This is a genomic window from Paenibacillus sp. R14(2021) (assembly GCF_019431355.1).
Classification (GTDB): Bacteria; Bacillota; Bacilli; order Paenibacillales; family Paenibacillaceae; genus Paenibacillus_Z.
In genome coordinates this window covers 5323202-5337822 of record NZ_CP080269.1, presented here as the reverse complement: position 1 = coordinate 5337822, position 14621 = coordinate 5323202, and the positions used below count along the sequence as shown (strand labels likewise).

The following is a 14621-nucleotide window of genomic DNA, read 5'->3' as shown; positions in this document are numbered from 1 at the left end:
TCGTCCTCCCGTTTGCTCTTCCTCCGCATTATAACAAGGTTACGCCGCGAACGGGCTTCTGCCATCGTTTTTCCATGATTGGGCCAACGTTATGCCATGATTGTCCGGTAAAGTGGGTTCTGCAAGCCAAAATTAACCGAAATAAGGAGATGTTCACCTTGAACAAAATGCTCGGCTTCAAACGAATCGCCATGTCTACGCTGCTGTTGTCCTCCGTCGCGGTGCCGGCTTACGCCGCAAACGCCGCCACTGAACCTGCGGCAGCCAAGATCGTAACCGCAAGACAAGCGGAAGAACTGCCCCCCTTGCCCGCTTTGTCCGCCGCCCCGATGGCAGCCGTGAAGCTTCCCGACCCGCTGGCCCTTGCCGGGAAGTACGCGCCGGATACCGTTAACGACTGGATGCAGACGCTGGACAAGCTGAAGCAGCTCGTTCCGGCGAACGTCACGATCACGAAGACGGCGGACGGCAAAACCGTCAAGATCGCCGCAGCCGGCGTATTGCCCGGACCATTCAAGATCGTTGATGGCAAAGCCGTCCCGGCGGAACAAGCAGCCGGCGGCAAGCCGGTTCTCTTCTGGAGCGCGAAGCCGCTGAATGCCGAAGAGGTCAAGCCGGGTGAAGCCGTGAAACTGGAGACGAAAGGCACGCCCGTGAGCATCAGCGGCACGACGGTTACGACCCTAAGCGGTACGAGCGGCCCGCTAGCAGACACCGTCTTCATCGCGGGCGAAGCGAAGCCTGTGGACGTCAACATCGCCGCTCCTGCCGGAACGCCGGAAGATGGTTCGATGATGGTGACCGCATTTTCGAATCCGGGCGATACTGGCCCGATCCTGACCGTCGCGCCGGGCGGCGACAAGTTTATTACAAGCATTGTGGCACTGAATGAAGCCGTGAAAGCAGAGGATGCCGATGCGATCAAAGCCGCGCTGGCCGACTTGTTGAAGGTGTACAAGGCGCAGATCGCCGAGCTTGAGAAGAAATAACGATGGAAGTATGCAGCAAGCGGAATCCCGTTTGGCCGAGAGGCCGAACGGGATTTTTTTTGCATCCGCATGTTGGCCCGGAGGGATCGTGGAGCGAACGGCAGCAATGAAAAAAGCCGCGTTGGCCGCGGCTTGGCATCAGGCATATAGAGGATGGGAATTCGGCGGGAAGCGATCAATCGGCCTTTCCTTAACCGCCCGATCTGGCACTCTCGAACGCACGGACGTACTGCCGCGCTTTCTCGGTTACGAGGTCATCGTTTCCTTGGCTGACCGCATCCTTCGTCAGGTCCGATCCGATGCCGACCGCGAAAGCGCCGGCTTTCACCCAATCCTTCAGATTGTCGAGGTTAACGCCTCCCGTCGGCATTAGATTGGCCTGCGGCAGCGGACCTTTGACCGTGGGGATCATCGAAGGCGCGTACAGATTACCCGGGAAGAGCTTCATGACATCAACGCCGAGCTCCAGTGCAGTCGTCATTTCCTGAATGGTCATCACCCCAGGCATAACAGGAATCCGGTAACGGTTGCACAGCGTCACGGTAGCCGGCTGCAGCGACGGGGACACGATAAACTCGGCGCCCGCCAGAATGGCGGCACGCGCCGTTTCGGGATCAAGCACCGTGCCCGCGCCAATGAGCGCATAGTTGTCTCCCTGCGGATTTTCCCATTGGTATTCAGCCGCAAGCGTCTCGATTGCACGCAGCGCGCCTGGCACCGTCAGCGTAATTTCAATGACACGGATGCCGCCTTCGATTGCTTTGCGGGACAAGCGGACTGCTTCCTCGGGGGAAGCGCCGCGGATAACGGCAACGACGCCGGATTGCTGGATAAGCTGAAGCAATTTGTATTTTTTCATTATACATTTCTCCCTTTGTGTTCATGTTCGTATATTCAGGTTCATTTTATATCAAATACGCACTATTCGAAAGAGGGGCGCAGTTGAATTTGTGAAAAACGCCGAGCAGTCACAGTATGATGCTGTACCTCGCGTACCGGGTCTTTCATACATCACAACGCGGCGATTCATTGGTTTATGCATACGATCACCATAATTTGGGGATTCTCATGAATACGATTGGAGGATGATAGATCCCATGTCTGTAGCCAGTCTCGAAATGAATGTGGTGCAGGAGATAACGCAGCGGCTTGGCCATTCGTCGGATATGATTTGCCAAAGACTCAAGATGTACAACCATTTCGAAGTCTACTGCCTCTATCTTGAATCCCTGATTACCGCCAATCGGGTAAACGAACTCCTAATTAAGCCGATTGTTGAGACCAATCATGCGGCCGTTACCGAACCGAAGGACCCGCTGGACTGGCTGAAGCAGAACATTCCTTATATTCGTAAAAGCGATTTGACTGAGCTTAACGAATGCATTGACTCGCTATTGGAAGGTCACTGCCTGTTAATTCTGCCGGGTAGCGGGATCGCTTTGGCCTACGACGTATATAACGCGCAATCGCGAACGATTTCAGAACCCAATTCCGAATCGGTCATCCGGGGCTCGCGAGAGGGTTTTATTGAAGATATCAACAGCAATGTCGCTTTGATCCGAAAAAGATTGAAAAGCGATCAACTCGTGTTTGAAAGCTGGACGCTCGGTACGGTTACAAAAACGAAGATCTATCTGGTATATATGAAGCAGATCGCCTCTGCGTCAGTCGTCGACGAATTCAGGCGGCGGCTTCATGCGATTCGTGCTGACAGCATTTTGGAGAGCGCGTACATTGAAGAATGGATCCAGGATCGAACCTATACTCCGTTCCCTCAGCTGCTTAGCACGGAGCGTCCAGACGTTACGGCAGCGAAGCTGCTAGAAGGCAGTATAGCCATAATGACGGACGGAACGCCGGTTGTCATCTTGGGCCCGATTACCTTGTTTCAGCTGTTTATTTCGCCAGAGGATTACTATCAACGGGCGGATATTGCAACGCTCCTCCGCTGGCTCCGCATGTTCGCCTTCTTATTGGCGATTTTCGTACCTGCACTTTATATCTCTGGGTTCCATTTACACTCTTTCTCAAAGAATGGGACTGGCTCCGCTTCCATATGTCTTCGAAAATTGATTTCTGGCATGCCCTGCTGGAGACCAAGTATTCGCTAGGATTTCCTTATATGGAAACCATTTCGCTGCTCATGATACTACCTTATGCCGGGAACAAAGCTAAAAAGGGCTTCATCATCGGTATTGCCGCTGCTGGACTAATGTTCGCGATTTCGATTTTTTTCACCATAGGCATTCTAGGTGTATACCGAAGCGCTCACCTGACATACCCGATTTACGTGATTTTTCGGGAAATGCAGCTCTCGAAATTCATTCAACACGTAGAGGCTGTCCTGTCAATCAATATGCTGCTCCTCGTATTTTTGAAGCTAAGTATTCTCTTTTACTGTGCCGTACTTGGTATTTGTCAGCTGTTTCAAATAAAAAATCGGACCTGCATCGCATATCCGACGATCTGGTTGATCTCTGCCTATTCGCTCTTATTTAAGAACATCACTGAAAATGTGGAATGGGTTCAGAACTATCTATTTCCATATTACACGCTGTATGGTGTTATTCTGCCGGCAGTATTGGTTGGCGTAAATTGGATACGTGCAGCTAGAGAACGACAAACGGGGGAGATTATGCGTGGGTAAGCATTTTTTTGCTTGACCCTAGCATTAATGTCAGGGTTTAGAATGGAATCATGTCGGCTAAAAGGGAGGAGATAACGGTTGAGAATCGGGGAATTAGCGGAACGCACGGGGGTCAGCATGCGCTCGCTTCGTTATTACGAACAACAGGGACTGATTACACCCATGCGGCAGGACAACGGTTACCGAACCTATTCGCAATGTGCAGAAGACCAAGTGCGGACCATCCAACTGTACTTGAATCTCGGCCTTTCTACGGAAGAGATTAAGGGGATTCTACATTGCGTCCTTAAGAACAAGGAAGCCTTCTGTGAGGAAGTGCTGCCAATCTACCAGCAGAAGCTTAAGGAAATCGACGAACAAATTCAGTTACTTAGCGGAATCCGAAGGAACTTGATTGACCGCATCAACTCCATTTCGCTCGAACGAACCCAACTTTGCCAGGAAGAACGAGTATGAATCGCGGTTGAATAGTATGAACCAAATCTATGAATGAGGTGAACAGGATAGATGGCTTCAAACGTTACGATTGGCGAAGAACTCCTCACGGAGCTTTGGAACAAAGTCTATAACGCTGCGCAGGACTTCGACGCCATTGATCGACTTTGCACGGAAGATGTTATCCTCTCGAACCCTGACGGCGACATCGTAGGTCGAGCGGCTTTCAAAGAGTGGGCACGCTCATTTGCCTCGAAAATCCGCGATATAAAACTGACTAGCCTTGACATGTTCAGCAGCGCGGACGGCACACGTACCGTTTCGCGCTGGGTGGTAACAGGCTTCAACCAAGGTATAATGGGGTCCCCGCCCGACGACCGTCCGGTCCAATTTTCCGGCATCGCGATTTGGGAGGTGCGCGACGGAAAGCTCGCCCACAACTGGGTCGAGCGCAGCTCCTTTGAGCTCTCGAAGCAGCTCGCCAAGCCTCTGGAATAACAGACAGAGTCCGCGTACACCGCGGACTCTGTCTTTTTTATTGGTTTCGTTATTCGCTCGGAGCTATTATTGTTCCCTCAAAAACCGGATAAATGCCGTAGATGCCATCGATATCTCCTCGAAAGAAAGAGCGATAACCCCAATATTGCGAGTCATCTGGGGTTCAATATTTTTCACAATAAGATGGTGGTCGACTGAAGAAAGCGAGAATTCAGAAACAAGACCAATGCCAAGATTATTATTCACCATGTGGATTAACGTTTCGGTACTTTGCACCGTAAGATTCGCTTGAAGAGAGAGGTTGTACGTTTGAAGCACATTGGAGATAGCAGCTTCATGCCCGCCTGTGCAATAAATGAACTCATGATGATATTCCCTGAAATGAATGGTCTCTTCATCTCTCAATGCATGATGCTCGGGAAGAATGACAACCATATGGTCGGATAGCAGACTTTCATATTCAAAATCCTCAAAGGGGGACGACACCAGGCCGATCTCGATCGTCCGATCCCTTACCCACTCCTTAATCTGGCTGGATACTCCCTCAATGAGCTCTATGGTTACATGCGGATACTGGACTCGGAACTTCGCGATCGTCTTAGGCAGCAATACGGTCGAGGCGGCCGGAAAGGAGCCGATCCTTACTTTCCCGGTCAGCATTTGGCTTTCACGGGAGGCAGCTTGATGAATTTTATTTTCGATAGATTTCATCTGTCTAGCCAAAATGAGAATTTCTTTGCCCACGTCGGTTAGAATGAGCCCTTGATGTTTGTCCCGCAGGAACAGCTTAACATGAAGAGACTCTTCCAGACTTTTAACGGCCTTGCTTACTGCCGGCTGGGAAATAAATAACGCCTTCGCAGCTTCGGTGATATTCATTTTCTCAGAAACCATCATGAAGACATTTAAATTGTTCATGTTTAATCTCATACTGTTATCATAACCATTTGGTTATTCCTCTTATTCCGAATATGTATTTCAGTTATAGGGTAAATTAACTTATCATAAAAGGCAAGCATAAAACAGATTCTAAAATAATGTTGAAAGAGAGGGAATATATCATGAGCAATCATGTCGACAAAATTCCGTTAGCATATGCCAAACCCGCCGCTTCTTCTTCCATACGTCGGATTTGGACGACCGCGTGGATGATTACCGCGGTATTTATTTTATCCAATTCCCCTACACCGCTCTACGTCCATTGGCAAGCAAATATGGGCTTTAGTAATGGCATGCTTACTGTTATCTTTGCAGCTTACATTATAGGTCTGCTGGGAACCCTATTGGTTGCCGGTCAGTTATCGGATCACTACGGACGTAAACCTGTGTTATATCCAGGACTAATCGCCGCTGTGATCGCTTGCATCTTATTTGCTTCGGCTGCTTCCGTTATCATGTTGGTCCTTGCGCGTTTCTTGTCGGGCATTGCCGTCGGCGTTATTGTCTCCGCGGGAATGGCTGCGGTTGTCGATGCGGGCGGGACGTCAAACAAACCATTATCCTCACTGGCAGCCTCCGTTGCCATGGTGCTCGGAGCCGGAATTGGCCCATTATTCGCTGGCATACTGGCTCAAGCACTTGAGCAGCCTGTTTTGCCGATTTTTATCGTTGAATTGATTGTTTTGGCTTCCGTCTTCCTTGTTATTCGCACGCTTCCGCAGAAGCGTCGTTCCGCTCAAATGGGCTGGAGACTGCGGTTTCCGGGCGTCCCCGTCGATAATCGCATCCATTTGGCGTTGGGAATTGTCGCATTCGCGCCGGGCATAACCTCGACTTCCTTTGTTCTGTCTCTTGGTCCGTCGCTGCTTTCAAATCTTTTTCATATCACAAGCCCGCTTGTTGCCGGCGTGATGACCTTTATCATGTTTATAACGGCAACCGGCGTACAATTTGCAGCCAAAAAACGTTCGATTCGAACGATCCTCCTGCTTGGCATCCTTGCGATCTTCTTAGCTATGATCGGCACGGCGGTTGCCGTAAATTATTCAATTGCAATTCTGCTGATCGTTGCAGCTGTTCTGGCAGGCGCAGGACAGGGACTCGGACAATTAGGAGGCCTTACGCTCATCAGCTTGCATGTTCCTGAAGAACGACGAGCGGAGGCAAACGCGGTCCTTAACATGGGAGGGTACATTCCAGCGGCTTTACTTCCGGTAGGAACTGGGTACCTCATCGATTTCACCGGCTTGGCGCTTGGCACGACTTTGTTTACAATCGTACTGCTAATTGCTGCAATTGCTGGAGCTCTTTTTGTAGGAATCAAATTGAAACAGGCATAAATGAAAACTGATAAGGCCTTGCCCTCAAACAAAGGAACCGCCATAACAGCAAACCAAAAAGCCCGGCATCGCTGCCGGGCTAAGGTACCACGTCATCCTTTGTTTATTCGTGAATCTGAACGAGCAGCGCGCCCAGCGCCTGCATCGCTTGCTCTTCCTGCTCGCCGTCGATTTCCAGCGTCACTTCATCCTGGGCGGCAATGCCGAGGGTCAGCATGCTGAGGGAGCTCTTGCCGTTTACTTTCTTGCCCTTGGCCAGCACGCTCACCTTGCATGGGAATTGGCTTGCTGCCTGAACGAAGGTTTTAATCGGACGGACATGGAAGCCCGCCGGGTTGGCTACCGTGAATGATTGCGTGATCATCGGGTAACGCTCCTTTCTAATTGGTCTTGAACGAAGTTCTGTACTTCCTTATGGCCGCGCAGCGCCAGCGCCTGCTTGGACAGCGACTGCCACTCGCCGTGCGACAAGGCGCCGATTCGCTCGCGCGCTGGAAGTATGGAGCCTGCGCTCATGCTGAATTCATGTAAGCCGAGGCCGAGCAGCAGCGGAACAGCAGTCAGATCGCCTGCCATTTCGCCGCAAACTCCGACCCATTTGCCCTCCGCGCGGGCCGCATCGATGACGAGGCGAATCAAGCGCAGAATGGACGGATGATACGGCTGGTACAGATAGGACACTGTCTCGTTCATGCGGTCCGCCGCCATGGTATATTGAATCAGATCGTTCGTGCCGATGCTGAAGAAGTCCGCTTCCTTCGCGAACAAATCCGCCGACACGGCGGCTGAGGGAATTTCGATCATCATGCCGACTTCGATGGTATCCGCCATCTCCACGCCGGCTGCTGCAAGCTTTGCCCGCTCTTCGGCAAGAATCGACTTCGCTTCCGTCAACTCCTCCAATACGGCAATCATCGGGAACATAATCTTCAAATTACCGTACCGGCTTGCCCGCAGCAGCGCGCGAAGCTGGGTGCGGAACACATCCTGCTGCTCCAGGCAGAGGCGAATCGCCCGTTGGCCGAGGAAAGGATTACTCTCCTTCGGCAGATTCATATATGGAAGCTCCTTGTCTCCGCCGATGTCCAGGGTGCGGATGACAACCGGCCTGCCGGCCATTTTCTCGAGTACATATTTATAGCTCTGGAACTGCTCTTCTTCGGTCGGAAGCTCGCTACGGCCCATGTACAGAAACTCCGTGCGGAATAGGCCGACCGCTTCAGCGCCGTTGTCGAGCGCCTTCTGCACGTCTTCCAGCTTGCCGATGTTCGCCGCGATCTCCACGCGGTGCCCGTCAGCCGATACCGACGGCCGCTTCGCCCACTGCCGAAGCTCCGCGCGGCGCTTGTCGTACGCCTGCTTCTTCGCTTCGTAAGCGGCCAGCTCTTCCGGACTCGGATCGATCAGCAGCACGCCCTCGATCGCATCCATGACCACCATCGTGCCTGCAGGAATGCTGCGCACGCCTGTTCCTGCTCCTACGATCGCAGGCACGTCCAGCGAACGAGCCATGATCGCCGAATGAGAGGTTCGGCTGCCGATTTCCGTCACGAAGCCGCGGACGACGTCCAAGTTCAGCTGGGCTGTATCGGACGGCGTCAGATCCGTCGCGACGATGACGCATGCCTCGGCGAGCTGCGACAGATCGCCGCCCTGCACGCCGCGCAGCGCGTTAATGACGCGTCCGCTGACATCGCGGACATCCGCCGCCCGGGCCCGCAGCGTCTCGTCATCCAGCTGCTGCAAGGCTTCGACGAACGTATTCGCTACCCCGTGAAGCGCATATTCGGCATTGACAGCTTCATCCGTTATTTGGGCCTCGACCGATTCAATCAGATCCGGATCCTCCAGAATGAGCAGGTGGCCTTCGAAAATCGCGGCCTTCTCCGCGCCGAGCTTGGCTTCAGCGGTGTCCCGAATCTGCTCGATTTCTGCCTGCGCCTGCTTCAGCGCGCCGCGAAACCTTTCAACCTCAAGCTCCGGCTTCGCAATGGTGACGCGTTCCGGCACGTAGGCTTCCGCGTTCAGCACGAATGCGCGGGCAATGGCGATCCCCGGCGAAGCCGCAATGCCTTGCAATTGCTTTGTCATTTCGATGTCCCTCCTTGCCGGCCATCCGCCTTAGGCAGGTCTGCCAGCGATTCGTATGCAGACAGCGCCGCCATATGAACGGGGTGGTCGGCCGACAATCCCGTATACTTCGTCAGCGCCCAGCTTGGCCCCGATTCCCGGATTGCTTGCTGTAATTCGACTGCCTCGGGATCGCCTTCATGGTCGAAACGCAAAGCCGCGGCCATCGCGCCCGATAAGTTGGCCGTATCCATGCCAAGCTCGAAAGCCATCATAGCGGGACGCACGAGCCTGTCGTTCGGCGCCAGCTTGCGGATCGGCGAGCGGCCGACGCGTACGACTTCATCTGTCAGAAACGGATTGAGGAAGCGCCCGATAATCTTCTCGATATAGCTGCGATGCTCTGTCTCATCGAAGCCGTATCGCGTGACCAATACGGCGCCTGTCTCGCCAAGCACGCCGCGCACCCGGGCGACGATCTCCTCGTCTTGCATCGCTTCCTGAATGGTAGCATAGCCCTTGAGAAAGCCGTAATACGCCGCGACGCAGTGGCCGGTATTCACCGTAAACAGCTTCCGCTCGATGTAAGGCCCGAGCTGATCGACGTAATGAACGCCTTCGATGAACGGGCAGCCTGCCGGCAGGGCGGAACGGTCGACGACCCATTCATAGAACGGCTCCACCGTCACCTGCAATTTATCCTCATGCTGTTGAAGCGGCACGATCCGATCGACGGCCGCGTTCGGGAACGCGATGACGCCTGCCGCAAGCGACTGCGTCTCTTCGGATAAGAAGCGGGCAACATGCTTCTTCAGCTCGTCGCTGCCTCCGATCGCGTTCTCGCAGGCAATGACGGCAAGCGGCTTCGCTTTGGCGGAATCCGCGGATGCCTGCAGGCGCAGCGCTATGCCCTTCGCGATATCTTCAGCGATATAAGGCAGAATCGTCAGTCCGACAGCCGTCGTAACCAGATCCGCCTCGGAGACGGCCTTGGCAACAGCCGCTTTGTCTTTGCCGTTAATGGCCGCGACACCCCGGACCTCAGTCGTTTCCGATGCGTCGTTCGCCAGCGTTACTTTATAGGCGCCGCGCTCGTTCATCAGCGATACCCGCTCTTCATTGACATCGACGAATTGTATCTCGTAGCCGGAACGGGAGAGCAGCAGCCCGATGAAGCCGAGCCCAATGTTCCCCGCGCCGAAATGGACCGCCTTCATTCGCCCATCCCCTCTTCGAAAATCGCGATCAGCTCTTCCTCCGCCGACGACTTCAGAATGCGCTGCATGTCGTCCTCGTCCGATACCAGCACCGCGACGCTCGACAGCACCTCCAGATGCTCCTCGCCGACTGCCGCTAGACCAATTACGAGGTAAGCTTTCTCTTCGCCGAAGTCGACGCCTTCCGGGACGACGAGCACGGACATGCCCGTCGAGCGGATGAGCGGCTTGGAATCATTCGTGCCGTGCGGCATCGCAAGTCCGCCTCCAACGTAGGTAGACGATACGCCCTCGCGCTCGATCATTTTATCCACGTACTCGGATGGAACATGACCCGCATCGACGAGCAGCTGGCCAGCCATGCGGATCGCCTCGAATTTGTCGCTAAGCGTTACGTTTAATTTCACTTTGTCTTTAGATAAGATACTCATACGGATTCTCCCCATTCCCATTTTGTCTCATATAATCTTCCAGCTCCTGCGACATGAACGCTTTAATCGCGTCCACGCCGTCTTCTTCCAGCAAACGCACCATTTCGGGCAGCAGCAGCATGGCGCTGATCTCGCTCAGCACTTCTAGTCCCGGCCGGCTGAGATCATGCGGCGCCAGCATCAGCAGAAACTGACGAACAATGCCCGTGTCGTCCGCCCCGAGCTGCAGCGGGACGGTCAATCGGAACAGCGATAAGACCGGCTTCGACACCCACTCGCTTCGCGTATGGAACAACGCGAGATGCGTGTCGGCAATGAGCTGCGTGCCGCTGTTTTCCCGGTCGATCAGCTGCTGCACGATGGCCTCCGGCTGCTTAACGCAGCCCGCCGGCGCGACAATTGCGACTGCCGCCGACAGCACGCCGCGCAGCTCCATTCCGTGCGCGCCCGTCTCCAGCACATGCACGTCAAACTGATCCAGCACCCCAACGATTTCGGACGTGTAGGCGTTAACCCGCTTCAGCCGGTCCAGCGCACCCTCCTCATCCTTTCTCGTATCGGCCGCTGCCGGCGATGTCGAAATCGGATCTGTCGTCAGCTTCCAAATATAACCGCGCAGCTTCTCCAATTCCTCGCGGGTCAGCAGCGGACTGAGCTTGACGTAACGGTCCTGCTCCATCGGCAGATCGACCGTCGACACGATGAAATCGTACCGGTCCGGCGGAATGCGCGCCGCCTCGTACCAGGAATAGTGCCCGATCAGCTCGATCTGCGGAATCTCCTTGCTGATCCGAACAGCCAGCAGCTTGGAGGAGCCGATGCCGCTCGTGCAGACCAGCAGCGCCCGAAGGCTGCGCGGGAACATCTTCCACCGTTCGATCGAAGCGCCGAAATGCATGACCAGATAGCCGATCTCCTCATCCGGCACGCTGATCCCCTGAAGCGCTTCTTCCACTCCCGATCGGACAGCGGCGAACAGCGGCGCGTAATCCTTCTTGATCTGCTGCAGCAGCGGATTGCGAATCGTCTCGCTTGCCCGGATATGCTCAAGCGCAGGGCCGAGATGCTTCACCAAGCCATCCAGCAGCGAGCGGTCCTTGTCGAAAGGCACGTCCAGCTTCTTGCCTACGGTTCGAATCAAGCCAACGGCCGCTTCCGCTACGGTCAGCCCGTATCGATCGAGCACCGATGCGGAATCCGCTTCCGCCGCTGCTGCCGCATCGTCAAGCAGCTGGCCGATATAAGCCTTCTCTGCCGCCGGCCATGCTAAATCGAAGCCTTCGAGGAACCGGTCAAGCTTCTGATGCCCCGAATTCACTGCATCTGCCATGTCCGGCATCGTGCTTTCTTCGATTTCATGCTTCTCCCTCATGCGAGCGATCGCGACGGAGAGACGGATCAATAGACGCGTATACGCCATCTCCGACAGCCGCCGGGGCCAGCTCTCCTCCAGCTTCCACAGCTGCTGCTCGATGACTAGAAACTCCGACTTCCCTGTCATGCGGTGCAATTCTCGGATGACCGGATTCGGCGGCACCGCGTCGGGCAACGAGCCGAACAGCTCGGAATCGTCGAGGTATTTCTGTGCCAGCAGCGCGATCAGACTGCGCTTCGCCGCTTCTTTACCGGCAATCTCCACGCCGTAGCCTCTGCGCCGGATTAGCTCAAGCTCCAGCCTGCGCAGCAGGGGCTCGAGCTCATCCAGATCACGGGTCACAGTCGGGATGGCCGCATGGTACGCATGCGCGAGCGCATACAGTTTCACGGGCTCTTCTTCCTCCAGCAGCTGGCATAAGATCAGCACCTTGCGTTCTTCAGAGGCGAACGTGTCGCTGACCGAGGTGCCGAGCCTCTCCTTGAACCCGGCGATATCCGCATCGCTGCCTTGCAGCGTGATGCCGATGCCCGACTTGCGGATCAGCTGCAAGCCGCTGCCGGCCAGCACGTTTTCCAGCTCCTGAATTTCCCGGTGGACCGTGCGCGCACTGATTTGGAGCTCTTCCGCAAGCTCGCCCGCAGTCACTTCTTCCTGCTTCTTGAGCAGCACTTCCAGCAAACGTCGTTGTCGATTGGAGACGATCAAGACCGCTATCGCTCCCTTCCGAGAAATAGACGAAACGCCGACGTATCAATCGTCAGCGCTGCGCCACAGCCAATGGATTCTTATTAATCGCTTCCGAGCCGCTTGACGAGGACGTCATACTCGGCTGCTTTAAGGAAGTCGTCGATAGAGATATGTTCCGCGCCCGGCGCTTTTAATTTTGCGCGATCGGTCAGCGATTTATGAGTAATAACGATGTCGGCGTCGGACGGAATGTCGCTGATCGCCGTATTCGTGACTTTCACCGGAATCTCGGCTTTCGTCAGCTTCTTCCGCATAATCGATGCGCCCATCGCGCTCGAGCCCATGCCGGCGTCGCAGGCAAAGACGATTTTGTTCACGTCGGCGTTCGCTTTCACAACCGCGTTCGCGGCTGGAACATCTACAACCGCAGAAGCCGCAGCGGCTTGGCCTTTGGATTGAGCTTTCATTGCTTGCATTTTCTCCGTTGCTGCATCCAGATCGCCATTCGCTGCTTTACGGGATGTTTTCAGCAGCAGCGCCGCGATAACGAACGATACGATTGTCGCCGTCAGAACGCCGGCAAGAACCGGCATCAATCCGCCTTTCGGCGCAAAGGTGATGAAGGCGAAAATACTGCCTGGCGAAGGTGCGGATACCAAGCCGGCTCCCAGGGCCGAGAAGGTCAGCGTACCTGTCATGCCGCCGCCGATAACCGCAAGCAGAAGACGCGGGTTCATCAGGATGTACGGGAAGTAGATTTCATGAATCCCACCCAAGAAGTGAATGATAATTGCTCCGGGAGCCGATTGCTTCGTCGTGCCGCGGCTGAATGCCCAGTACGCAAGCAGAACGCCAAGACCTGGGCCTGGGTTCGATTCCAGCATGAACAGGAGCGATTTACCGGTTTGCGCTGCCTGCTCAAGGGCAATCGGGCTGAGCACCCCGTGGTTGATCGCGTTGTTCAGGAACAAAATTTTGGCGGGTTCGATCAAAATGTTCGCAAGCAGAATCAAGTGATGATTAACGAGGTAATCCACGCCGCTTGCAAGGATTTTGCTGAACCATTCCACGACCGGGCCGACGCCGGCGAATGCGCCGATCGCGAGCAAGCCGCCGATGATACCGGCCGAGAAGTTGTTGACAAGCATTTCAAAGCCAGAGCGGATCCTGCCTTCGATTGAACGATCGAAGCTTCTAAGAATCCAGGCCGCCAGCGGCCCCATAATCATCGCGCCCAGGAACATTGGAATGTCCGTGCCGACGATAACGCCCATCGTTGCGATGGCGCCGATTACGCCGCCCCGCGTGCCGTGAATCATTGTGCCGCCCGTATAACCGATCAAGAGGGGCAATAAATAGGTAATCATCGGGCCTACCAGCGTAGCCAGATGTGCGTTAGGAATCCACCCCGTCGGAATGAATAAAGCCGTAATAAGACCCCATGCGATAAATGCGCCGATATTCGGCATGACCATACCGCTGAGGAATCGGCCGAACCGTTGTACCGCGACTTTCGTGCCGCCTTCGGCTGAGCCCGATCCAGCTTGAGCGCGTACGCTTTGACTCATGTGTAACTTCCTCCCTTTATTTGGTTCACATGACTGTGAGTGTTTTTGTTTCTGGCTCTACTATAATGGCGAAGCGCTTTCATGTTCAATCAAAGGAAAAACAGCTTTCGTCATGATGGCTGTTGACAGGTTTTATTGTTCTATATTTCAAGCGCATTTATGCGGGAATTCCGCAGTGTTTCGGCTTAATAGGCGGACCGAAGAGGAATAGGCAACCCGGTTTAAGGAATACTATCTATGAAGAAACACCTTGTTAATTCCGTTCCGTGAAGCAGTTTGAAGTGACCTTTAGTCTCCAAAAAATGTGCATTGTGTTCTGCCGCCGATCCGATTAAAATGACCTCACGGATGAACTATGAAAGCGCATCCTTTTCTTCTTATCGTCTTTTGCCAGCCATACAATATGAATAAGCTAAACCAAT

14 protein-coding genes are annotated in these 14621 nt (G+C 54.3%); 6 read left to right on the top strand and 8 right to left on the bottom strand.

What is annotated here, in order from left to right; genetic code table 11:
• Window positions 1-158: 158 nt before the first annotated feature.
• The gene (locus KXU80_RS24700) at window positions 159-989 is read left to right on the top strand and encodes a hypothetical protein (protein WP_219835754.1); all 831 of its coding nucleotides are present in this window, start codon (window positions 159-161) and stop codon (window positions 987-989) included.
• 190 nt (window positions 990-1179) lie between these two features.
• Here the strand turns inward: KXU80_RS24700 and KXU80_RS24695 are convergent, their stop codons facing one another.
• Entirely contained in the window at window positions 1180-1848 is a 669-nt protein-coding gene (locus KXU80_RS24695) for a bifunctional 2-keto-4-hydroxyglutarate aldolase/2-keto-3-deoxy-6-phosphogluconate aldolase (protein WP_219835753.1), read from the bottom strand.
• Window positions 1849-2086: 238 nt separating this feature from the next.
• Here KXU80_RS24695 and KXU80_RS24690 point away from each other — a divergent pair, with 238 nt between their 5' ends.
• The 4 genes from KXU80_RS24690 to KXU80_RS24675 all read left to right on the top strand — a co-directional run bounded on the left by KXU80_RS24690 (window position 2087) and on the right by KXU80_RS24675 (window position 4569).
• The gene (locus tag KXU80_RS24690) at window positions 2087-3100 is read left to right on the top strand and encodes a spore germination protein (protein ID WP_219835752.1); all 1014 of its coding nucleotides are present in this window, start codon (window positions 2087-2089) and stop codon (window positions 3098-3100) included.
• 11 nt (window positions 3101-3111) lie between these two features.
• Window positions 3112-3636, top strand: a complete 525-nt coding sequence (locus KXU80_RS24685) for a GerAB/ArcD/ProY family transporter (RefSeq protein WP_219835751.1) — start codon at window positions 3112-3114, stop codon at window positions 3634-3636.
• A 78-nt stretch (window positions 3637-3714) separates the two neighbouring features.
• Window positions 3715-4092 carry a MerR family transcriptional regulator gene (locus KXU80_RS24680; protein ID WP_219835750.1) on the top strand — a complete coding sequence of 126 codons (378 nt, stop codon included), beginning with the start codon at window positions 3715-3717 and terminating at the stop codon, window positions 4090-4092.
• Window positions 4093-4143: 51 nt separating this feature from the next.
• Entirely contained in the window at window positions 4144-4569 is a 426-nt protein-coding gene (locus KXU80_RS24675) for an ester cyclase (RefSeq protein ID WP_219835749.1), read from the top strand.
• Between the two features lie 66 nt (window positions 4570-4635).
• On the opposite strand, the gene KXU80_RS24670 is transcribed toward KXU80_RS24675, so the two are convergent.
• A complete protein-coding gene (locus tag KXU80_RS24670; protein WP_219835748.1) occupies window positions 4636-5499 on the bottom strand; it encodes a LysR family transcriptional regulator in 864 nt (287 codons plus the stop codon).
• Between the two features lie 131 nt (window positions 5500-5630).
• Here KXU80_RS24670 and KXU80_RS24665 point away from each other — a divergent pair, with 131 nt between their 5' ends.
• A complete protein-coding gene (locus KXU80_RS24665) occupies window positions 5631-6848 on the top strand; it encodes an MFS transporter (protein WP_219835747.1) in 1218 nt (405 codons plus the stop codon).
• 103 nt (window positions 6849-6951) lie between these two features.
• On the opposite strand, the gene KXU80_RS24660 is transcribed toward KXU80_RS24665, so the two are convergent.
• From KXU80_RS24660 to KXU80_RS24635, 6 genes are all read right to left on the bottom strand, one after another.
• Complete coding sequence (locus tag KXU80_RS24660; RefSeq protein WP_219835746.1) at window positions 6952-7212, bottom strand: HPr family phosphocarrier protein; 261 nt, start codon at window positions 7210-7212, stop codon at window positions 6952-6954.
• Window positions 7209-8939, bottom strand: coding sequence for a phosphoenolpyruvate--protein phosphotransferase (ptsP, locus tag KXU80_RS24655; protein WP_219835745.1), 1731 nt, complete (start codon window positions 8937-8939; stop codon window positions 7209-7211). The genes KXU80_RS24660 and ptsP overlap by 4 nt, the downstream gene beginning before the upstream one ends.
• Window positions 8936-10135, bottom strand: coding sequence for a mannitol-1-phosphate 5-dehydrogenase (locus KXU80_RS24650; protein WP_219835744.1), 1200 nt, complete (start codon window positions 10133-10135; stop codon window positions 8936-8938). Before KXU80_RS24650 ends, ptsP begins: the two co-directional genes overlap by 4 nt.
• Complete coding sequence (locus tag KXU80_RS24645; protein WP_219835743.1) at window positions 10132-10566, bottom strand: PTS mannitol transporter subunit IIA; 435 nt, start codon at window positions 10564-10566, stop codon at window positions 10132-10134. The genes KXU80_RS24650 and KXU80_RS24645 overlap by 4 nt, the downstream gene beginning before the upstream one ends.
• The gene (locus KXU80_RS24640) at window positions 10550-12649 is read right to left on the bottom strand and encodes a BglG family transcription antiterminator (protein WP_219835742.1); all 2100 of its coding nucleotides are present in this window, start codon (window positions 12647-12649) and stop codon (window positions 10550-10552) included. The genes KXU80_RS24645 and KXU80_RS24640 overlap by 17 nt, the downstream gene beginning before the upstream one ends.
• 83 nt (window positions 12650-12732) lie before the next feature.
• Entirely contained in the window at window positions 12733-14199 is a 1467-nt protein-coding gene (locus tag KXU80_RS24635) for a PTS mannitol transporter subunit IIBC (protein ID WP_219835741.1), read from the bottom strand.
• Between the last annotated feature and the right edge of the window lie 422 nt (window positions 14200-14621).